The sequence below is a fragment of the Glaciimonas immobilis genome (assembly GCF_011947285.1).
Lineage (GTDB): Bacteria > Pseudomonadota > Gammaproteobacteria > Burkholderiales > Burkholderiaceae_D > Glaciimonas > Glaciimonas immobilis.
Genome location: NZ_JAAOZT010000009.1, coordinates 1 through 21,792, shown reverse-complemented (window position 1 = coordinate 21,792; position 21,792 = coordinate 1). Strand labels below are relative to the sequence as shown.

The following is a 21,792-nucleotide window of genomic DNA, read 5'->3' as shown; positions in this document are numbered from 1 at the left end:
CTTGTAGACCACCGCTACCGCGGTTCTACGTAAGTCCTATGAATAAACGTAAAAAGTAATCGTACTGAAATTGCACTTATACTCATTTTAAACATGACCTCTCTGCATATCCAAACCGCACTCTTAGCGCACCCACAGCTTTCTGTCGCTCTCGGCAAGCACGTCTGGCTGAAAATGGAGAACACGCAGCCATCGGGGTCATTTAAGTTGCGCGGTATCGGCTTGCTGTGTCAGCGTGCCGTGGCTAACGGTGCCACGCGCTTGGTCTGTCCTTCCGGCGGTAATGCGGGCTTTGCAGCGGCTTTTGCCGGGGCAGCGTCCGCAGTCAGGACCACGGTTGTCGTGCCAGAGACTACTTCGGCAGCGGTGATCCAGCGCATTAGCGATATCGGCGCAGAAGTCATCGTCCATGGCAGCGTCTGGCATGATGCCAATCAGTATGCGCTGCAACTTTGTCAGCAAACCGGCGTGGTCTACATCCCCCCCTTTGACCACCCCGATATCTGGGACGGCAACGCGACCCTGATTGACGAAGCGGTAGCGCAGGCCAAGGCAATGAACACCGATTTTGATGTGGTGATCTGTGCGGTTGGCGGCGGCGGATTGATGGCCGGGATATTGGAAGGCATGCATCGTAACGGCATGGCAGACGTGCCGCTGATCGCGGTTGAAACCGAAGGCGCAGCCTCGTTATACGCAGCGATACAAGCGGACGAGTTGGTATCGCTGACGGCCATCCAGTCGATTGCCACCTCTCTGGGCGCAACGCGCGTTGCGCCTGCCGCGCTACACTGGACGCGCCAACATGTTGTGCACAGCGTCAAGGTCACCGACAGGCAAGCGATCGCCGCTTGCCTGTCGTTTGCAGGCGATATGCGCACACTGGTAGAACCGGCCTGCGGTGCGGCGCTGGCAGTGGCTTATCAACGCTTACCGGTATTAGAAAATTTCAAACGACCTTTGATAGTAGTCTGCGGCGGCATTGGCGTCAGTCTGCAAGCCCTTGCCGGTTGGAAGACCCAGTTCTCGCTATGAACCCCTATGAACCGCTATGAACATGAAGCCCGCCTTTCCAAAGTTGCTCTCCTCGCAGATCGCCTTTGACACGGCGCGGACGATCCTGGACGGATTTGATAAGCATTACCGGTTATTCCGCGAGGCAACTCACGCGGCTAAACGCCATTTTGAATGCGCCGACTGGAAGAGGGCGCAAGACGAAGCCCGCGCACGTATCGCCTTCTATGACACGCGTGTCGGCGAATGCGTGCAACTGCTGGAAGACGAATACATTGATGCCGATCTGACCGACGCGGTGTGGCGCGAAGTTAAATTGCATTACATTGGCTTGCTCATCGATCACAAGCAACCGGAACTGGCAGAGATTTTTTTTAATTCGGTATGCTGCAAAATTTTGCATCGGGGCTACTTTCATAACGATTTTATTTTTGTACGTCCGGCGGTATCGACCGAATATCTGGACACAGACGAGAGCGTACCCACCTTCCGGGTGTATTACCCGATACTGGATGGATTGCATATCACGCTCAAACGCATCATTACAAACTTCCGGTTGCAACGGCCCTTTGCCGATCTTGATCGCGACGTGAAGTTGGCGATGCAGCGTATCGAGCAAACATTGAATACCGATGTGCTGGAGCCGAATCATCAGATTCAGGTGCTGTCGACGCTCTTTTACCGCAATAAAGGCGCGTATATGGTCGGTAAAATCATCAACGGAAGCAACGAATATCCGTTTGTGATTCCGATCCTGCACAACCGCAAGGGCGAGCTGATACTGGACGCGGCATTATTTGAGCGCAAAGTGCTGGCGGTGTTGTTTTCATTCACCCGCGCCTATTTTATGGTCGACATGGAAGTGCCGTCGGCTTATGTGCAGTTCTTGCGGTCATTGATGCCGGAAAAACCGCGCAGTGAGATTTACACCATTCTGGGTTTACAAAAACTTGGTAAGGGTTTGTTTTACCGCGATTTTTTGCGGCACCTGCGGCACTCTTCGGATAATTTTGAAATTGCTCCCGGGATTCGTGGATTGGTCATGGTGGTGTTTGCGTTGCCATCTTTTCCGTATGTGTTTAAGGTAATCAAGGATCATTTTCCTGCACCAAAAGAAACTACGAACGCGCTGGTCAAAGAAAAATACTTACTTGTCAAAAATCATGACCGGGTAGGTCGAATGGCTGATACGCTTGAATACTCCAGCGTCGCGTTCCCCCGGGCCCGCTTTGCAGATGAACTGCTGGCAGAGTTAAAGTTGGTAGCGCCCTCAGTCGTCGAAGAAGAGGGTGACGAGATCATCATCAAGCATCTGTATATCGAACGTCGCATGGTGCCGTTAAATATATACTTGTCGAGCGCCCATGCCAACGCGGATGATGCGGCGCTGGAGCACGGTATTCTGGAATATGGCAATGCAATTAAAGAGCTGATCGGTGCGAATATTTTCCCCGGCGACATGCTGTACAAGAATTTTGGTGTCACGCGTCACAACCGCGTCGTCTTCTATGACTATGATGAAATTGAATACATTACAGATTGCAACTTTCGGGTAATTCCGCAGCCGCGTAATGAAGAAGAGGAAATGTCCGCCGAACCGTGGTATTCGGTTGCAAAACATGACGTATTTCCGGAGCAATTCGGCGTTTTTCTTTTGGGAAATCCCAGCGTCAGAAAATATTTTCTGAAGCATCACGCTGATTTATTGACCCAGCAGTATTGGCAACAACGCAAACAGAAGATACTGGATGGGCATTTCGAAGACATTCTTCCTTATCCGCAGGAATGCCGGTTTAGAAATGCCGCAAATTCAGTGATAACAACAGCAACACCAGCACCACCAGCAAAGTTGGCCTAGGCTTTTGCGCCAACCAGCTGAGTAGAAGAGAACAGGTTATGCGTAATATTGTCTCAACTTGCACCGTTATATTCTTGTCGCATCGCGCCGCTGAGGATAGAAACGCTCGGTCATGCTTAAAGTTGCAAGACAGTTTTACGCAAGCCTCATGCAAGATATAAATAATCTGACGGCATAAGCCGTCTCTTTTGGAGAAAAAACATGAGTGACTCAATTGTTATTGTCGGCGCAGCGCGCACCCCAATGGGCGCATTTCAAGGTGATTTTGCTTCATTGACCGCAAGCGATCTGGGTGCTGTCGCCATCAAAGCTGCCGTCGAGCGCGCCGGATTAAAACCCGAGCAAATCGATAGCGTGGTGTTCGGTAACGTTTTGCAAGCAGGTCAAGGCCAGGCGCCAGCACGTCAGGCCACCATCAAGGCTGGCCTGCCAATTGCGACCAATGCTTCGACCATCTCTAAAGTGTGCGGATCGGCGATGCAAGCGACCATGTTTGCGCACGATGCATTGTTGGCCGGTACGCATGAAGTCATCGTTTCCGGCGGTATGGAATCGATGACCAATGCGCCATATCTGGTCCCTAAAGCACGTGGCGGATACCGTATCGGTCACGGCGCGATTCTGGACCATATGATGCTGGACGGTCTGGAAGATGCGTATTCCCGGACCGAAAACGGCGGCGGTCGTTCGATGGGTACTTTCGGCGAAGAATGTGCGTCCAAATACAAGTTCACCCGCGAAGAGCAAGATAATTTTGCGATCAGCTCGGTTAAGCGCGCACAAGCCGCTACCGCCGATGGCTTGTTCAAATGGGAGATCGCGCCAGTGACGGTGACCAGCCGTGCAGGCGAAGTCATTATCGATAAAGACGAAGGCCCGGCCAAAGCCAAGGTAGAAAAAATTCCGACCTTGCGTGCAGCCTTCAAAAAAGACGGCACCATCACGGCAGCATCTTCGTCCTCTATCAACGACGGCGCCGCTGCACTGGTGCTGATGCTTGAATCAACCGCTAAAAAGCTCGGTTGCACGCCAATCGCCAGAATCGTCGGGCACGCCAGTCACTCTCAGGAGCCGGACTGGTTCACCACTGCGCCGGTGGGAGCGATCGAAAAACTCTACAAAAAAATCGGCTGGACCACCGCAGATGTCGATCTGTTTGAAATCAACGAAGCATTTGCAGTCGTCCCGATGGCCGCGATGAAAGAGCACAATATTCCGCATGACAAAATCAATGTGCACGGCGGTGCATGTGCTCTGGGTCATCCGATCGGCGCATCTGGCGCACGGATTATTGTCACGTTGCTCGGCGCGCTAAAGGCGACCGGCGGCAAACGCGGAGTGGCATCGCTATGTATTGGCGGTGGCGAAGGTACGGCGCTGGCGATAGAGCTGCTGTAATACGGTTGCTGTAATACGGTTGCTGTAACTACTTGCGGCTGCGCTGAAAATAGCCGGCAATATCCGGAGAAAATCAGCGTGGCCGTAAAGTTTGATAACGCAAAAAATACGATCCTGACGTAACTTGTGGGACCGACATTTAATTTTAAAGACCCGTAGATTCAATGTGGGGAAAGGCCTGAATGAGCGCAGCAATCGATTTTTATTTTGATTTTTCTTCTCCATATGGTTATTTCGGTGCCATGCGCATCGACGAACTGGCCGAGAAGTATGGGCGTGATGTTGAGTGGCATCCGATTTTGCTTGGTGCGGTTTTCAAGACTACGGGTTCGGCACCGCTGACCGATCTCCCGATGAAAGGCAAGTATTCACTGCACGATTTTGAACGGACTGCGCGCTTTCACGGTATTCCTTACAACCGACCGCCTGCGTTCCCATTGCCAACGCAAGTCGCCGCACGTGCGATGTTGTGGCTACAAAGTAAGTATGGTGCGGAGCAATCGATCAGGTTTGCCAAATTGATTTATCAGGCGATGTTTGTCGATGGTGTCAATATTGCCGAGCCGTTGAATGTGCTCGATATTGCGCGCAAAAATGGTTTCGGCACGGACGGTATGGCAGAGGGCATCAATAGCGCCGCGATAAAGAATCAGTTAAAGGCCGAAATTGATCTGGCGATGGCACGTGGCGTATTTGGCTCTCCGTTCGTGATCGTTGAGGGAGAAGCGTTTTGGGGCTTTGACCGTTTCGACCAGATCGAAGCAATTTTAAAAGCGGGCAAAGTCTGATCGTGCGCACAGCAACTGATGCTCATGCGGTATTCAGCCATGTCTACACCAGCTGACGCGTTGTGCCCCTGTGGCGGAGGTCAATTTGCGGCGTGCTGCGGGCGCTTTCTTATGCAGCTGGCAGTCCCGCAAACTGCCCAAGAATTGATGCGTTCACGGTACACCGCTTATACGTTGCGTGACGATGCGTATCTGTCCGTAACCTGGCATCGTAGCACCAGGCCCGCAGCGGCAAACATCACCCGCGATGACAAAGGCATGAAATGGCTGGGTTTGGAAATTCGCAAACATGCGACCGAAGGCGATCATGCCACGGTAGAATTTGTAGCCCGTTACAAGCTGGCAGGACGCGCCGAACGCATGCACGAAGTCAGTCAGTTTGTAAGAGAACCAACGGGCGGTGACGGGAGCGCGCAGGAAGTGGAAAAGACGCTGCGCTGGTTTTATGTTGATGGTGTTTTTCCAGAAAAAAAGAAATTATAAATAGTGATGGAAAGCGATTGATAGCAGGTGATATTTTCAAAGTCAGACAGCCTGCTAATAGCTAATAAGCAGTGGAAAGAGTGATTTAAAAACGAGACAAGGATAGGAGACATCTAAATCATGGAAAATAAAAACGATTTTTTAGTGCACTCGCACTTGCCAACGACGCTGCCCGATCCATTAAAGGATGCAGCTACACCCGTCCCACGGACCATGAGTTTCGCCGTTGGCAGTTGTGAAATCTCGTTAATCGAAGACACGCTAGCCGTCGCTTTTGATGCAATGGTAGAACGCGTTCCGGACAACGAAGCGTTGGTCTCGTGCCACCAGAACATCCGCATGACCTATCGCCAGTTGCAGGCAGAATCGCGACGTCTTGCAAGTGCGTTGGCGCGCAGTGGTTTAGCGCCCGGGGACCGTGTCGGTATCTGGTCGCATAACAATAGCGAGTGGTTATCCCTGCAATTGGCGACGGCGCGTGTGGGTATAATTCTGGTCAATATCAATCCCGCATATCGGGTGAGCGAGTTGGAGTACGCGCTCAACAAAGTCGGTTGCAAGGCAATCATCAGCATGACCCGTTTCAAGACCAGCGATTATCTTGGCATGTTGCAGACCTTATTACCTGAGCTGGCGAATAGTACTCCTGGCGAATTAAAATCGCCGCGCGTGCCTACCCTAAAAACAGTAGTGCAGCTGGGCAGCGATGCGGTACCCGGTATGTTGCGCTACGCCGATCTGATCGCGCGCGGCGATAGCGCCGATCCGCAACTTGCGCTAATCGGCGCAACGCTGAACGCCAACGATGCCATCAATATTCAGTTCACCAGCGGTACCACCGGATTCCCAAAAGGCGCGACGCTGACGCATCGCAATATCCTGAATAATGGTTTCTATATTGGCGAAGCGATGCGCTTGACGGCGCAGGATCGGCTATGCATTCCGGTGCCGTTGTATCACTGCTTCGGCATGGTGCTGGGTAATCTGGCGTGCCTGACGCATGGTGCTACGATAGTCTATCCAAATGACGGATTCGATGCGTTGTCCGTTTTGCAGGCGGTCCAAAATGAGCGTTGCACCGGCCTTCACGGGGTGCCGACGATGTTTATTGCCGAGCTTGATCATCCGCGTTTTGCCGAGTTTGATATGTCGACTTTACGCACCGGCATCATGGCGGGCTCACCCTGTCCGGCGGAGATCATGAAGCGCGTAGTGCGCGACATGCACATGGAGCAGGTCACGATTGCGTATGGCATGACCGAGACCAGTCCGGTCAGTTGCCAGAGTCTGACGGACACTCCGCTGGATAAGCGCGTCTCGACGGTCGGGCAGGTACATCCGCATCTGGAAGTAAAAATGGTCGACGCCGAATCAGGCGAGATCGTGCCAGTAGGCGTCACCGGCGAACTATGCACTCGGGGCTACGTCGTGATGCAAGGTTATTGGGATGATCTGCCAAAAACCCAGGAAGCGATTGATGCCGACGGCTGGATGCACACCGGCGATCTGGCGACCATGGATAGCGAAGGCTATGTCAATATCGTCGGACGTATCAAGGACATGGTGATCCGAGGGGGAGAGAACATCTATCCGCGTGAAATTGAAGAATTTTTGTATCGACATCCGGCGATTCAGGACGTGCAAGTGGTTGGTGTTCCCGATCCCAAATACGGCGAAGAATTATGCGCATGGGTGATTTTGCGACCAGGTCAAAGCGTTGATGAAGAGGGTATCCGCGCATTCTGTAACGGTCAGATAGCCTATTACAAGGTGCCCCGTTACATTCGTTTTGTCGATGCTTTTCCAATGACCGTCACGGGAAAAATTCAAAAATTCAAAATCCGTGAGGCGATGCAAGAGGCGCTCAGCTTGCGCCAACCCGATACCGCCTGACCGTCGATGTGACTATGAAGTAAAGCAGTGAATTTAAATTTGCCGTGCGTGTAAAAACCAAAGGACGTTGAAATGCCACAGTTAGAAAGCAAACTAAACACTCGTAGCGAAGACTTTCAGCAGAACGCCAGCGCGCTCAGCTTGTTGGTTGACGACCTGCGCCAAAAGGTGGCGCAAATTGCCCAAGGCGGTGGCGATGCCGCCCGTCAAAAACACCTCGCACGTGGCAAGTTATTACCGCGCGATCGCGTGCAAATGCTGCTTGATCCGGGCACGCCATTTTTGGAGTTTTCTCAACTCGCCGCCTATCACGTCTATGTCGAAAAAAACGGCAGCGATGCAGCACCCGCAGCCGGTGTCATTACCGGTATCGGTCGTGTTGCCGGGCAAGAATGCGTGATCGTTTGTAACGACGCCACCGTTAAAGGCGGCACTTACTACCCGCTCACCGTCAAAAAACATTTACGCGCACAAGAAATTGCCGAGCAGAATAATCTGCCCTGTATTTATCTGGTAGACAGCGGCGGTGCCAATCTGCCGAACCAGGACGACGTTTTTCCGGATCGCGATCATTTCGGGCGCATCTTTTTTAATCAGGCGCAATTATCCGCTAAAGGTGTTCCGCAAATTGCGGTAGTGATGGGATCGTGTACCGCAGGCGGTGCCTACGTGCCAGCCATGAGCGATGAATCTATCATTGTCAAGAATCAGGGGACCATCTTTTTGGCAGGTCCGCCGCTGGTCAAGGCAGCGACCGGCGAAGTGGTGACTGCCGAAGAGCTGGGCGGTGGTGATGTGCATACGCGGCTGTCTGGGGTCGCCGACCATCTGGCTCAAAATGATTTGCACGCGCTGGCGCTGGCACGCACCATTGTGTCGAATCTGAACCGCAAAAAACCAGAAGGTCCGGTGTTGCGCGCTGTGGTTGAGCCTAAATATCCCGCGCATGAATTATATGGCGTCATCCCACTGGATACACGCAAGCCATTTGACGTCCGCGAAGTCATAGCGCGGGTCGTCGATGGCAGCGAATTTGACGAATTCAAAGCCCGTTACGGCACCACGCTCATATGTGGATTTGCGCATATATATGGCATGCCCGTGGGTATTATTGCCAATAACGGCATTCTGTTTTCTGAGGCAGCATTAAAAGCGACGCACTTTATTGAGTTGTGCTCGCAGCGCAAAATACCGCTCGTATTCTTGCAAAATATTACCGGTTTCATGGTCGGTCGCAAGTATGAAAATGAAGGCATTGCGCGTAACGGCGCCAAGATGGTCACCGCTGTCGCGACCACTGCAGTGCCGAAGCTGACGGTCATTATTGGCGGCAGTTTTGGGGCAGGCAACTACGGTATGTGCGGTCGCGCGTTCTCGCCGCGCTTCTTGTGGATGTGGCCAAATGCCCGTATTTCTGTGATGGGCGGCGATCAGGCCGCGGGCGTATTAGCCACGGTTAAACGCGACGGTATCGAAGCCAAAGGCGGTAGCTGGAGTGAGGAAGAAGAGGCCGCTTTCAAAACCCCGATCCGCGATCAATACGAACATCAGGGACATCCGTATTACGCGTCGGCCCGATTATGGGATGACGGCGTAATTGACCCGGCGGACACGAGGATGGTGTTAGGTCTTGGTTTAAGTGCCGCCCTGAATGCGCCGATTGCGGACACAAAGTTTGGGGTTTTCCGCATGTAAACATGGCGCATAAGCGATGTTTGGCTTTTAAAAAAACCGAAAAAGATCACAGCAAGATTTTGGAATCTCATGATGACGTATCAAACTTTAATAGTCACGCATCCGACCAGCGATAACGGGATCTGCAACCATCAGGTCGCTACGATTACCCTGAACCGGCCCGAAGTCCGTAATGCCTTTAATCAGGACACAATCGCCGAGATCACTCGTGCCTTTACCGAGTTGGGCGCTATTCCAGAGATTCGTGCGATCGTATTGGCCGCCAATGGCGCCTCTTTTTGTGCGGGCGCTGATCTGAACTGGATGAAATCCATGGCAGACTACACGCCCGAAGAAAATCGAGCAGATGCCGGTCAGCTGGCAGCGATGCTGCACGCTATTTATCATTGCCCCAAACCGGTGATCGCACGCGTACAAGGCGATTGTTATGCCGGTGGTCTGGGGCTGGTTGCCGCGTGCGATATCGTTGTTGCAGCCGAGGCGGCGCATTTCTGTTTGTCGGAAGTTCGCATCGGTTTGATCCCGGCGACCATTTCGCCCTACGTCATCAAAGCCATGGGTGAATCTGCGGCCCGGCGCTATTTTATTACCGCTGAACGCTTCTCGGCAGCCTCCGCGCACCGGCTCGGACTGGTTCATGAAGTGGTGACGCCGGAGGCATTGGACGAGACGGTCAGCGCGCTGCTAAAAGCAGTGCTTTCTGCCAGCCCGTCCGCAGTTGCTGACGCCAAGCGCTTGGTGCGGGACGTGGCCGGACAACCGCTAAGCGTCGAACTGATTGCCGCCACGGTCGAGGGCATCGCTCAAAGCCGGGCCTCAGAGCAAGGCCGCGAAGGCGTCCGGGCATTTCTGGAGAAACGCAAACCGTCATGGCTACAATAACAAGGCCAAGCGTGCATGAAGCGGTAAAAAAGCGTGCAGAAGAGATGCCAAAACAGAAAGAGTGCGACATCTTGGCCGAGGCAATTCGAAGCTAGCAATGATGGGTCCGGGGGATACCTATACAATTCCGGTTTCCCCCGCATTCGTTGGCGGTATGGTGGATGCAAGCTTATCAGTTTTAAAAGTTAACAGATGATAAATAATGAATTTTTAAACAACCCTTATCCCACCTATCACGCATTGCGTGAAGCCGGGCCGCTGCACTGGAACGAGGAGTTCTGTGGCGGCGCATGGCTATTGACTGAATACGCTGATGTCGCAAGCGCACTGCGCGATCCGCGTCTGTCGGTCCGGCGCGCAGGCGGTTGGACCAATAGCAGCGGGCCGGACGCCATGGAGGAACTGCGCGAATTCAAACGCATTTTTTCGCGTTCGCTATTATTTGTTGACCCACCTCAGCATACCCGTCTGCGTCAAGTGATGAATGCCGGCTTTAAACCGGCAGCCTTGCAAGCGCTTGCGCCACGTATTCAAACCCTGGTGGATGGCTTGCTGGATACGTTGATTACTACTGCCGTTGCAGCAACAGATACCTCGGCATCCTTCGCGCGGCTTGATTTTATGCGTGATTTTGCCCGTCCGCTGCCAGCGCTGGTGATCGCTGCGATGCTCGGTATTGACGGCGATGATCGTTCCGAATTTGTAGCATGGTCGGATGATATCGCCGACTTCATCGGCAGCCCGACGCCGACTATCGAGATTGCCCGGCGCGCTCAGACCAGTCTGGTTGCAATGAACGAATATTTCCGTGCGATTTTGCCACGACGGCGCTCGCATCCCGGCGATGATTTAATCAGCCAATTGACGCTGGCCGAGGCAAGCGGCGGCATCATCACCACCAAAGAATTGCTGGCGCAATGTTGCACCTTGTTGTTCGCTGGTCATGAAACCACGCGCAATCTGCTCGGTAACGGCATCTTGGCATTACTGCAGCATCCGCAACAATGGCAGACGCTAAACCAAAATACAACGCTGTTGCCGACAGCACTGAAGGAATTACTCCGATTCGATAGTCCGGTGCAATACACGGGTCGCCGTCTGAAGGTGGACATTACCTTACATGGTCAACTGATGAAAAAAGGCGATCTGGTGATTCCGCTGATCGGCTCTGCCAACCGTGACCCAGCCAAATTTACCGCGCCTGATACATTGGATATTACCCGCAATCAGGGTGCGCACTTATCGTTTGGTTTTGGCCCGCACGTGTGTATCGGTGCCACGCTGACTTATATGGAGGCCGAGATTGCATTGCGCAGCATGATGCAACGTTTGCCGGAACTGCAATTGGTCGGCGGTATAGAGGCGCAGCAAGCGTGGGGCCACAATGCGGTTTATCGCAGTTTGAATACGTTGCCGCTGGAGTTCGCACAAGCGACGACGGTGCAGACTGAGGATGCACTCCATGCCTGAAACAACCTCTCTTGCGCCTTTGCCCTTAAAGTCATCACCTGATTTAATGGATCAAATAAGCGCCCAGTTAATCCAATTGCAAGATCAGAAGTTGTTACGCAAAAGACGCGTTGTAGACGGCCCGCAAGGCCCCGTGATGGCTATCGACGGCAAGCAAATACTGGCGTTTAGCAATAATGATTATTTGGGTCTGGCCAATCACCCGGCATTAATCGCCGCGGCACACGACGGTCTTACGCGTTTTGGGGTCGGCGCGGCATCGTCGGCCTTGATTAGCGGACATAGCAGCGTTTGCGAAGAACTGGAAGTCGCGCTGGCGGCGTTTGTCGGCATGCCGCGTGCATTGCATTTTTCAAACGGCTACATGGCGAACATGGGGATTATCCCCGCGCTGGTCGGGCCCGGCGATCTGGTGCTGTCGGACCGTCTGAATCACGCTTGCCTGATCGACGGTGCGCGCCTTTCCGGTGCCGAATTTCGCGTGTATGCGCATAGCGACGTTGCCCGCGTGGAGCAACAACTCGCTAAAAGCACCAGCCCACGCAAGCTGATTGTGACCGATGGCGTGTTCAGCATGGATGGCGATATCGCGCCGTTGCCGGCGTTGCTGGCGTTATGCGAAAAATACGACGCATGGTTACTGGTCGATGATGCACATGGTTTTGGCGTCCTCGGTCCGCAAGGACGCGGTAGTCTGGCGCATTTTGGACTGGCATCACCACGCGTGTTGTATATGGGAACGCTCGGCAAGGCCGCTGGCGTGGCGGGTGCATTTGTGGCCGGTGACGCGACCTTGATTGAATGGTTGTTGCAGCGCGCGCGCACTTACGTGTTTACCACTGCCAGTCCGCCGATGCTGGCGTGCGCATTGCTGGCGACGTTGGAATTGCTCGAAACCGAGGACTGGCGCCAGCAACATTTGCGCCAACTGGCAAAACAACTCCGTGAAGGACTGGCTGATTTGCCATGGCCGTTATTACCTTCCGAGAGCGCGATTCAGGCCCTGGTGGTCGGTGATAACCAATTGGCGCTCGATTTGATGGCGGCGTTGTTTGAGCAGGATATCTGGGTGCCAGCGATTCGACCGCCCACTGTGCCTAAAGGCACGGCGCGGTTACGGATTTCGCTGTCGGCGGCGCATACGACTGAACAGGTCGCGCAATTGATTAACGCGTTACATGTGGCGGCAGAAAAAATGTCGGCCAAAAAATATAGTGCGTCGGGGGAAAATACGCCTGCCGATCCCGACTATATATAAAGGAAGCATAGTTGAAACAAAATACACAATCAGAATGGGTCCAACGCAGCCTTAAAAGCGTCTGGCATCCCTGTACGCAAATGCAGCACCACGAGACAGTGCCGCTGATTCCGGTCAGCCATGGTCGAGGGGCGTGGCTATACGACACCGATGGAAACCGTTATCTGGACGCCATCAGTTCATGGTGGGTGAATCTTTTCGGTCATGCCAATCCGCATATCAACACGGCGTTGAAAGACCAACTGGATAAACTTGAGCATGCGATGCTGGCAGGCTTCACGCATGAGCCAGTAGTGCGTTTATCCGAGCAATTGGCTGCACGCACTGGTAACGTTTTGGGGCATTGTTTTTATGCTTCCGATGGCGCATCGGCAGTTGAAATCGCACTGAAGATGAGTTTTCATGCGTGGCGTAATGCCGGACACACCGCCAAGCAAGAATTTGTCTGCCTGAAAGGGAGTTACCACGGCGAGACCATCGGTGCGCTGGCGGTGACCGACGTGGCACTGTTCCGCGATGCTTACGGGCCGATGTTGCGACAAGCGCACGTGGTCATGTCACCCGATGCGCGTGCAGCGCGTGAAGGTGAAACTGCCGCCGATGTGGCGCGCCGTGCCGCACACTCGCTTGAGCTATTGTTACAGCAACGTGGCACCCACATCGCGGCCTTGATCATTGAGCCGCTGGTGCAATGCGCGACCGGTATGGCGATGCACGATCCGGTATATTTATCCGAAGTTCGTGCAATATGCGATCGTTATCAGGTGCATTTGATATTTGACGAGATCGCCGTCGGCTGTGGACGTACCGGGACATTTTTTGCATCTGAGCAAGCCACCGCTAAAGGAACGGAGGGGGCAGAAAAGCAATCCGTCTGGCCCGATTTTGTGTGCCTGTCCAAAGGCATCAGCGGTGGCTATTTGCCGCTGTCGCTGGTGATGACCACCGATGCGATTTATCAGGCGTTTTACGATAAAGACGTGACGCGCGGCTTTTTGCACTCGCACTCCTATACCGGCAACCCGCTGGCCTGTCGTGCGGCGCTGGCGACGCTGGAAATTTTTGAGCAAGATGATGTGCTCAACGCTAATAAATTAAAAGCGCAACGGATGACGGCAGCGTTGCAACCGCTGGCCGCCCATCCGAACGTGCGCCATTTCCGTCAGCGCGGCATGATCTGGGCGTTTGATGCCAAGATCGACGATCCAGCCGCGGCTGCAACCTTTTCGCGCCGGTTCTTTAGCAAAGCGCTGGAAAGCGAGTTATTGCTGCGTCCAATCGGTAACACCGTCTATCTGATGCCGCCGTATATCTTAAGCGATAAAGAATGCGACTTGCTGGTGGCCCGCACCGCCGCCGTATTTGAGAGCGTGATCGGTGGAGATAGCTGATGATAACCTCGATCAATACCCCGCGCTGTGCATACTTTGTCGCCGGCACCGATACCGAAATCGGCAAAACGCTGGTGGCTTCCAGCCTGTTGCATGCGCTGACCAAAACCGGTGTTCGCACCGCAGGCATGAAGCCGGTCGCCGCCGGTGCCGAGCTGCGCGACGGTGTCTGGCACAACGAGGACGCCGACGCGTTGGCGGAACAGGCCAGCATTGCGTTGCCGCCTGCTTTGGCTACACCATATTTATTCGCGCAGCCGACCGCGCCGCATATTGCCGCTGCGCTGGAAGACCGCGTGATTGCGTTGCCGCATATCTTAAGTTGTTATCAACAAATTGCGGCATTGGCCGATGCCGTGGTGGTTGAGGGTGTCGGCGGCTTTCGGGTCCCGCTTAACCAAACCATCGATACCGCCGATATGGCCCAACAATTGGGTCTGCCGGTTGTGCTGGTAGTCGGTTTGCGTCTTGGCTGCATCAGTCATGCACTGCTGACGGTCGAAGCGATTGCTGCGCGTGGCCTGCAACTCGCGGGTTGGGTCATCAATACCGTTGATCCCACTATGCTCAATAGCGAAGCCACGGTTGACGCGTTGCTGGCCCGCATTGATGCACCATTTCTAGGTCGCGTGCCGCGTATGTCCTTGCCCACCGCGGATTTAGCCGCCGCTGCAGCCGGTTATCTCCAATTTTCACATTTGCCGGGCTGGCCTGCCGGGACACCCCTTTTAACAAATTCGCTTCAATCAAAGGAAATCTGATCATGTCTTCGCAACCGAACCAATCTCAAACCGGCCAGTCCGTCTCTACGCAGCCGATTAATTTTCAATCCGGTACCGCCCAAAAAATAGTGGCGCAAGCAGCCGATGCCGCATGGCGTGTTGAAGACGTGCTGGCCATATTCAATTTGCCGTTTAACGATTTGATGTTCCGCGCTCAGCAGGTACATCGTGAGAATTTTGATCCGACCGAAGTCGAGCTCGCCACATTGTTATCGATCAAGACCGGTGGTTGTCCAGAAGACTGCGGCTATTGCCCGCAAGCTGCGCGCTACGATACTGGCGTCGTCGCGCAAAAAATCTTGCCACTGGAGACAGTGCTGGACGCAGCACGTCAGGCCAAGGCCAATGGCGCAACGCGTTTTTGTATGGGCGCTGCATGGCGTGAGCCAAAAGACCGTGATCTGGAACATGTAGAAGACATGGTGCGCGGCGTAAAAGCTTTGGGCCTCGAAACCTGCGCCACATTGGGTATGCTGGGCGAAGGCCAGGCCGAACGTCTGAAGCAGGCCGGTCTTGATTACTACAATCACAACCTCGACACCGCGCCTGAACTATACGGCGACATCATCACCACCCGCGATTATCAAAACCGTCTGGACACCATCGACAGCGTGCGCGGCGTTGGCATCAAAGTATGTTGCGGCGGTATCGTCGGCATGGGCGAATCGCGCCTGCAACGTGCGGGTCTGGTGGCACAACTTGCCAACATGACGCCATATCCGGAGTCGGTCCCGGTCAACAATCTGGTGCAAGTCGAAGGTACACCTTTGTACGGTATCGAAGCGCTGGATTTGTTGGAGTTTGTCCGCACCATCGCCGTGGCGCGTATCACCATGCCAACAGCACGGGTGCGTTTGTCCGCCGGTCGCCGCCAAATGGGCGAGGCGATCCAGTCATTATGTTTTCTGGCCGGTGCTAACTCCATCTTTTACGGCGATAAGTTGTTGACCACTGGCAATCCCGAAGTCGAAGAAGACCGTGCGTTGCTGGCTAAATTGGGCATGCATACGCGCTCGACGGCCATCGATGCGCGTTGTGAAGTGACCCAGAGCGAGGCTTAATCAGGGCAATAACACCGACCATGTGCGTCACTCGTTATGACGCGAGTGACGTATGCAGGGGTTTTTAAGCAGCACCAAAAATAACAATGGAGCAGACATGTTTACAAAAATTCTCATCGCTAACCGTGGTGAAATCGCTTGTCGGGTCGCCGCCACCGCACGTCGGATGGGGGTTAAAACGGTTGCTGTGTATTCGGACGCCGATGCCAGCGCCAAGCATGTAGCAGTCTGCGACGAGGCCGTCTGTATCGGTCCCGCTGCCGCCAAAGAAAGTTATTTGCGCGGTGATAAAATCATTGCGGTCGCTTTGGCGACAGGCGCGCAGGCGATTCATCCCGGATACGGCTTCTTGTCCGAAAATGCCCAATTTGCTCAAGCGTGCGCGGACGCCGGGTTAGTGTTTATCGGACCGCCAGCCAGTGCGATCAAGGCCATGGGATCCAAATCTGCCGCCAAGTCATTGATGGAAAAAGCCGATGTACCGCTGGTCCCCGGTTATCACGGCGACGATCAGGATGCCGATCTGTTACAGCAACAGGCAGATAAAATGGCCTATCCGGTATTGCTAAAAGCCAGCGCTGGCGGCGGCGGCAAGGGCATGCGTATTGTTGAAAACAGCGCGGATTTCAAGGCCGCACTGGCATCTTGCAAACGTGAAGCGATCAGCAGTTTTGGCGATGATAAAGTGTTGGTCGAGAAATATCTGACCCGACCACGGCATATCGAAATCCAGGTATTTGCCGATACCCAGGGCGATTGTGTGTATCTGTTTGAACGTGATTGCTCGGTGCAACGACGCCATCAAAAAGTACTGGAAGAAGCGCCCGCGCCGGGTTTGACAGAAGCCCGCCGCAAGGCGATGGGCGAGGCGGCTGTCGCCGCGGCCAAGGCGGTCGGCTATGTCGGTGCCGGTACGGTTGAATTTATTGCCGACTATGAAAATGTCGACAGCAAGGGCGACGGCGGGGCGTTTTATTTCATGGAAATGAATACACGTCTGCAAGTAGAACATCCGGTCACAGAAATGATCACCGGTCTCGATCTGGTCGAGTGGCAATTACGGGTCGCTTCGGGTGAACCGCTACCGCTAAAACAAGCACAACTGACGTTACGCGGTCATGCCATTGAAGCGCGGATTTATGCAGAAAATCCGGACAAAGGCTTTCTGCCGTCGATTGGCACATTGCGCCACCTGCGCACGCCCGTCGCACGTGAGTTTGAGGTGACGCAAACCGGCGCCGCATCACAGGACGCGATTGTACGGATTGATTCTGGCGTGCGTGCGGGTGATGCCATCTCGCCGTTTTACGATCCGATGATCGCCAAACTGATCGTCTGGGCACCGGACCGTCAGCAAGCGCTGGCAAGCATGGCAAACGCGTTGGCGCAGTATCAAATTGTTGGCCTGTCCAGCAATATCGCCTTCTTGCAGCGGCTGATTGCCAGTCAGCCATTTTCAACCGCAGATCTGGACACCGGCCTGATCGAGCGCCACCATGACACGTTATTCCCGGTAGCGAAGCCGGTCGATGTAGCCGTTCTGGCGCTAGCAACTGCTGCACTGTTGGCCTCCGAGCGGCGTGCGACTGATACCCAAATAAACCCATGGACCGACACCAACGGCTGGCGCCTCAACAGCAGCTTGCAGCGTCAACTGACATTTGTTGACGATGGCAAGACTACGCAGATTGCCGTTATGTACCAATCGGGAAGCTGGTTACTACAGCACGGCGAACATTTCACCAGAATGTCTCTGCTGCAACAAAATGGTAACGACTATGTCATCCGTTTCGGTGAGCGCGAAGTACGCGGCACGGTCGTCGCCGATGGTGCGTTATACCAAATCTTCACGGGCGGCCATCAACATACGCTCGGCTACATCGATCCTTTGGCGCATGCCGGGGAAGCAGAAACTGAAGGCGGTCGTTTAACCGCGCCGATGCCCGGCAAGATCGTTGCCGTATTAGTCGCACAGGGCGATCAGGTCAAAAAAGGTGCGCCCTTGCTGATCATGGAAGCCATGAAAATGGAGCACACCATCGCCGCGCCAGCAGATGGTCTGGTGGAAGAGTTGCTCTACGCGGTGGGCGATCAGGTTGCGGAGGCAGCACCGTTGCTGGCATTTAAAGTGGATGCCAGTTAGTCAGTATAAAAAGCACCGCAATGAGGATGCAATGAAAGTAATGTTCTACGCGTCGCCCGGGAGCGGCATGGACGATTGGCTAAATGAATTTGCGGCAGCGTTACCCGGGGCCGATTGTCGCCAGTGGCAAGACGGCGATAATGCGCCCGCAGATTATGCAATCGTGTGGCGGCCACCGGCAGCAATGTTGGAGGGACGGCACGCGTTGAAAGGCATTTTTAATCTCGGTGCCGGGGTCGATGCGATCCTGCAATTGGGCGATACACTGCCGCCAAGTGTGCCGTTAATCAGGGTTGACGATGGCGGTATGGCAATCCAAATGGCAGAATATGTAACGCACGCGATCCTCGGCTATTTTCGGTGCTTTGACGCTTATCAGCAGCAGGCTACCCAACGTGAGTGGCGACCGTTGCCGCGCAACCAAAAGCAGGATTTTAGCGTCGGTATTCTTGGCCTCGGCGTTCTGGGTGCCCGGATTGCAGCCGCGTTGGCGCATTTTGAATTTCCGTTAAACGGCTGGAGTCGGACCCAAAAAGATTTGCCCGGGATGCATTGCTATGCAGGCGACGACGGACTGGATGCTTTTTTGAGGGCGTCCCGTGTGTTGGTGTGCATCCTGCCGCTAACGCCGGATACCCACGGCATCCTGAACCGTGAAAATATGCAAAAATTGCAAAAAGGTCACAGCGGCGCGTATATTATTAATGTCGCCCGCGGAGGTCATCTGGTGGAGGATGATTTGCTGGCATTAATCAAAAGCGGCGACATTGCGGGCGCAACGCTGGATGTATTTTCGGAAGAACCGCTGCCGTTGGGACATCCGTTTTGGCAGGAACCGCGCATCAGCATGACACCGCATATTTCGGCGATGTCGGATCACACAGCAACGATCCGGCAAATCAGCAACAAAATCCGCGCGCTGCAACGCGGTGAAGCCGTCAGTGGAGTCGTTAATCATTCAGCAGGATATTAGATCTGACTGTGCGCTTTTGACAGCAAAGTCAGCCATACAGATTGAAGTAGGAACAAAAAAATAAAAGGATATTGCGATGACATTCCCCACCAAAGTTAAAATTGTTGAAGTCGGCCCACGCGATGGTTTGCAAAATGAAAAAGAAACCATTCCCGCAGCGATCAAGATTACATTGATCAATCAGCTGACAGCAGCCGGATTTGTGAACATTGAAGCCGCCTCATTTGTGTCGCCTAAATGGGTGCCGCAAATGGCGACCTCTACCGAAGTAATGGCCGGTATTACGCGCAAGCCGGGTGTGATTTACTCGGCGTTAGCGCCCAACATGAAAGGGCTGGAGGCAGCATTGGCCGCGGGTGCTGACGAGGTAGTGATTTTCGGTTCGGCGTCAGAGGCTTTTTCGCAAAAGAACATCAATTGCTCCATTGCAGAGTCGATCGAACGTTTCCGCGATGTTGCGCTGGCGACCAAGCAAGCCGGTAAGCGTTTGCGTGGCAGCATCAGTTGCGTTTTCGGTTGTCCTTATCAGGGCGAAGTCGGCATTGATGCGGTCGTGGATGTGTTGCATCGCATGCGCGATCTTGGCTGCGATGAGATCGATATTGCCGATACGATTGGGGTCGGCACGCCACATCAGGTAAAAGCCGTCATGCAACGTCTGGTGCAAGAATTTCCGGCTGATCGTTTGTCGGGGCACTTTCACGACACTTATGGGCAGGCGCTGGCCAATATTTACGCCAGTCTGGAGGCCGGGATTTCGATTTATCACGCGTCGGTTGCCGGTTTGGGCGGTTGCCCCTACGCTAAAGGTGCCACCGGTAACGTGGCGACCGAAGATGTGCTGTACATGATGCAAGGACTAGGGATCGAGACCGGCATTGATCTGAATGCAGTGGTACAAGCAGGGCAGTTTATTTCACAGCATCTCGGACGCAAAGCAGCCAGTCGCGCTGGCAATGCGATTGCCGCCAAGTTGGCGAGCGCTTAACAACCCGTTGTGGGCACCGTTACCTGACGATGATATTCGGAGATTTTAGGGGCTTTTAACGCCTGTTGTCGTCGGTTCGAGCCCGACCGTTCCAATAAAAACAGTTGAAATTAAAGCGCTACAAGCTTCGGCTTGTAGCGCTTTTTTTCGTTCTGGGCTTGCAAAGACCTCCGGTACCCCATCTGGGAAATTAGGCTTCGATGTTTCGCTTCCATGTCCATTACTCCCCATTTTTCCAAAAAGTTTGCGCTTGGAGAAAATGTCCGCTATCGTCTGATTGTCCCTGAGAAAAAGGGGAACGGGTTTGACAGCCTGCCAGCAAAAAAGCGCACGAACGGCGCAATGCCGTTTTTTTCGTGTGTCTGTCGTCGTGCGTCCTCAATGGGCGGCGGTGGCGGGGAAGCCTTCGGGCTTGCTGGTTTTCTTTTTTGCGCCAGTCTGTCAACCCTGTTATTTGCCGCTCACCCCATTTGACAGTGGGAAGCGGTTCAACCGCAAAAAAGGATTACACCATGACCCGCTACGCCAGTACTACGCCCACCCAAAACCGTCTACAAACTATTCAATGCCTGACCCGCCAGTCTACCGTGATGGCTGCCACGCTTTCCGCGTTCGACATGCTTGTCTCTGCTAGTCAACGCAACGCCTTGGCGCACTGCCATGAACTTGCAACGGATGTTTTCATGGACTGGTCTGCATTGATCGGCGGTGCAGCATGATCAAGCGGCGGTGCAGCTTGACCAAGCCCGCCCCTCCAAAGCAAGCGCCGGTTGTACCAAAAACTAATCCCCATTTTCGCAGCATTGACCGCGCACCGTATGAGATTGGTTTTTTGCTCAAAGGTATCGATAACGCCGTTTCATCCTATGCACCAATCACCGACCGTCAGGCACTGGAAGCAGAAGCCATCGTCAAGCACGCAGACAACGCGCAAGAAGTTATTTCTCGCGGACTGGAAGCAATTGGCGAGGTCCTCTCCATTGCCGGATGTAATGCCGAATGTACGGTGAATGGCGGGACTGTTTCAGCGATAGGAGAAATTATCCGACACCTGACCGTCGAAGCCCAAATGATGCGCGACATGGGCAACTTGATGAAAGACACGGTAGCGGCCCACCAAAAAAGGCGGGCGCAATAACGGGCGTCACCACCACAGCAGTCTAACCACAGTCGCGCTGCTCAAGGCCCCCACACAGCTAGGGATGCCGGACACAGCATATTCGACGGGCAAATTAGGGCGGGTTGACATTTAAATGTATGAATTAGATTTGTGCTCCGTGGATGCTGATTGGGGGTGGCGCGACAGCCAGTTTTTCTTGGTTCGGTTGATCGATAGCTAAAATGGTTAGTGCTCCGTGGATGCTTGCCGGGAGTGGCCCGGCGGCCAGTTACTTCTTTCTTGCTTCGGCTAGGCGCCCCCGCAGAAAAAGTAACCAAAAAGAAGGCGACCGCAACGACGCTGCCCTCCGGGTCCCCAAGCGTTTTAGCCATCAGTCGGGTCGAAATACCAACTCGCTGGCGCTCAAACATGTATTCCGACAATTCCCGCCTGATGACTAAAACACTTGGCAGCGCCAATGACGGGGTACGTCAAGGGCCACTTCAACAGCAACCGCAACAGCAACAGCAACAGCAACAGCAACAGCAACAGCAACAGCAACAGCAACAGCAACAGCAACAGCAACAGCAACAGCAACAGCAACGTCAAGGACCGC

20 protein-coding genes are annotated in these 21,792 nt (G+C 53.9%); all 20 read left to right on the top strand.

Translation table 11 applies throughout. The features are described 5' to 3' along the window. The first annotated feature begins 93 nt into the window (after window positions 1-93). Window positions 94-1,035: a pyridoxal-phosphate dependent enzyme gene (locus HAV38_RS14380; protein WP_168056091.1), complete on the top strand. Its 942-nt coding sequence runs from the start codon at window positions 94-96 to the stop codon at window positions 1,033-1,035. Window positions 1,036-1,057: 22 nt separating this feature from the next. Then, window positions 1,058-2,872, top strand: coding sequence for a bifunctional isocitrate dehydrogenase kinase/phosphatase (aceK, locus tag HAV38_RS14375; RefSeq protein ID WP_375791671.1), 1,815 nt, complete (start codon window positions 1,058-1,060; stop codon window positions 2,870-2,872). A 201-nt stretch (window positions 2,873-3,073) separates the two neighbouring features. Further along, a complete protein-coding gene (locus tag HAV38_RS14370; RefSeq protein WP_168056089.1) occupies window positions 3,074-4,270 on the top strand; it encodes an acetyl-CoA C-acetyltransferase in 1,197 nt (398 codons plus the stop codon). Window positions 4,271-4,452: 182 nt separating this feature from the next. Further along, entirely contained in the window at window positions 4,453-5,058 is a 606-nt protein-coding gene (locus tag HAV38_RS14365) for a 2-hydroxychromene-2-carboxylate isomerase (RefSeq protein ID WP_168056088.1), read from the top strand. A gap of 111 nt (window positions 5,059-5,169) precedes the next feature. Then, window positions 5,170-5,541, top strand: a complete 372-nt coding sequence (locus tag HAV38_RS14360) for a YchJ family protein (protein WP_311734831.1) — start codon at window positions 5,170-5,172, stop codon at window positions 5,539-5,541. Window positions 5,542-5,754: 213 nt separating this feature from the next. Next, window positions 5,755-7,434, top strand: a complete 1,680-nt coding sequence (locus HAV38_RS14355) for an AMP-binding protein (RefSeq protein WP_168056452.1) — start codon at window positions 5,755-5,757, stop codon at window positions 7,432-7,434. Between the two features lie 72 nt (window positions 7,435-7,506). Then, on the top strand, window positions 7,507-9,129 hold the full coding sequence (locus HAV38_RS14350) for a carboxyl transferase domain-containing protein (protein ID WP_168056086.1): 1,623 nt from the start codon (window positions 7,507-7,509) through the stop codon (window positions 9,127-9,129). A 72-nt stretch (window positions 9,130-9,201) separates the two neighbouring features. Beyond that, the gene (locus HAV38_RS14345) at window positions 9,202-10,011 is read left to right on the top strand and encodes an enoyl-CoA hydratase/isomerase family protein (RefSeq protein ID WP_168056451.1); all 810 of its coding nucleotides are present in this window, start codon (window positions 9,202-9,204) and stop codon (window positions 10,009-10,011) included. Window positions 10,012-10,203: 192 nt separating this feature from the next. Next, window positions 10,204-11,481 carry a cytochrome P450 gene (locus HAV38_RS14340; protein WP_168056085.1) on the top strand — a complete coding sequence of 426 codons (1,278 nt, stop codon included), beginning with the start codon at window positions 10,204-10,206 and terminating at the stop codon, window positions 11,479-11,481. 46 nt (window positions 11,482-11,527) lie between these two features. Next, complete coding sequence (gene bioF, locus HAV38_RS14335) at window positions 11,528-12,739, top strand: 8-amino-7-oxononanoate synthase (protein ID WP_168056450.1); 1,212 nt, start codon at window positions 11,528-11,530, stop codon at window positions 12,737-12,739. Between the two features lie 11 nt (window positions 12,740-12,750). Continuing rightward, entirely contained in the window at window positions 12,751-14,130 is a 1,380-nt protein-coding gene (gene bioA, locus HAV38_RS14330; protein WP_168056084.1) for an adenosylmethionine--8-amino-7-oxononanoate transaminase, read from the top strand. Further along, the gene (gene bioD / locus HAV38_RS14325) at window positions 14,130-14,891 is read left to right on the top strand and encodes a dethiobiotin synthase (protein ID WP_168056083.1); all 762 of its coding nucleotides are present in this window, start codon (window positions 14,130-14,132) and stop codon (window positions 14,889-14,891) included. Before bioA ends, bioD begins: the two co-directional genes overlap by 1 nt. A gap of 2 nt (window positions 14,892-14,893) precedes the next feature. Then, window positions 14,894-15,973, top strand: a complete 1,080-nt coding sequence (gene bioB / locus HAV38_RS14320) for a biotin synthase BioB (protein WP_168056082.1) — start codon at window positions 14,894-14,896, stop codon at window positions 15,971-15,973. Window positions 15,974-16,070: 97 nt separating this feature from the next. Beyond that, complete coding sequence (locus HAV38_RS14315; RefSeq protein ID WP_168056081.1) at window positions 16,071-18,116, top strand: acetyl/propionyl/methylcrotonyl-CoA carboxylase subunit alpha; 2,046 nt, start codon at window positions 16,071-16,073, stop codon at window positions 18,114-18,116. A 31-nt stretch (window positions 18,117-18,147) separates the two neighbouring features. Further along, entirely contained in the window at window positions 18,148-19,089 is a 942-nt protein-coding gene (locus tag HAV38_RS14310; RefSeq protein WP_168056080.1) for a 2-hydroxyacid dehydrogenase, read from the top strand. A gap of 76 nt (window positions 19,090-19,165) precedes the next feature. Further along, window positions 19,166-20,077 (top strand): hydroxymethylglutaryl-CoA lyase, encoded by a 912-nt coding sequence (locus HAV38_RS14305; protein WP_168056079.1) that lies wholly within the window; start codon window positions 19,166-19,168, stop codon window positions 20,075-20,077. Window positions 20,078-20,290: 213 nt separating this feature from the next. Beyond that, window positions 20,291-20,551: a hypothetical protein gene (locus tag HAV38_RS14300; RefSeq protein ID WP_168056078.1), complete on the top strand. Its 261-nt coding sequence runs from the start codon at window positions 20,291-20,293 to the stop codon at window positions 20,549-20,551. Between the two features lie 38 nt (window positions 20,552-20,589). Next, entirely contained in the window at window positions 20,590-20,796 is a 207-nt protein-coding gene (locus HAV38_RS14295; RefSeq protein WP_168056077.1) for a hypothetical protein, read from the top strand. A gap of 17 nt (window positions 20,797-20,813) precedes the next feature. Then, window positions 20,814-21,215 (top strand): hypothetical protein, encoded by a 402-nt coding sequence (locus HAV38_RS14290; protein ID WP_168056076.1) that lies wholly within the window; start codon window positions 20,814-20,816, stop codon window positions 21,213-21,215. Window positions 21,216-21,605: 390 nt separating this feature from the next. Next, window positions 21,606-21,792 (top strand): hypothetical protein (locus tag HAV38_RS14285; protein ID WP_209216744.1); only part of this gene is annotated, 187 nt, incomplete at its 3' end.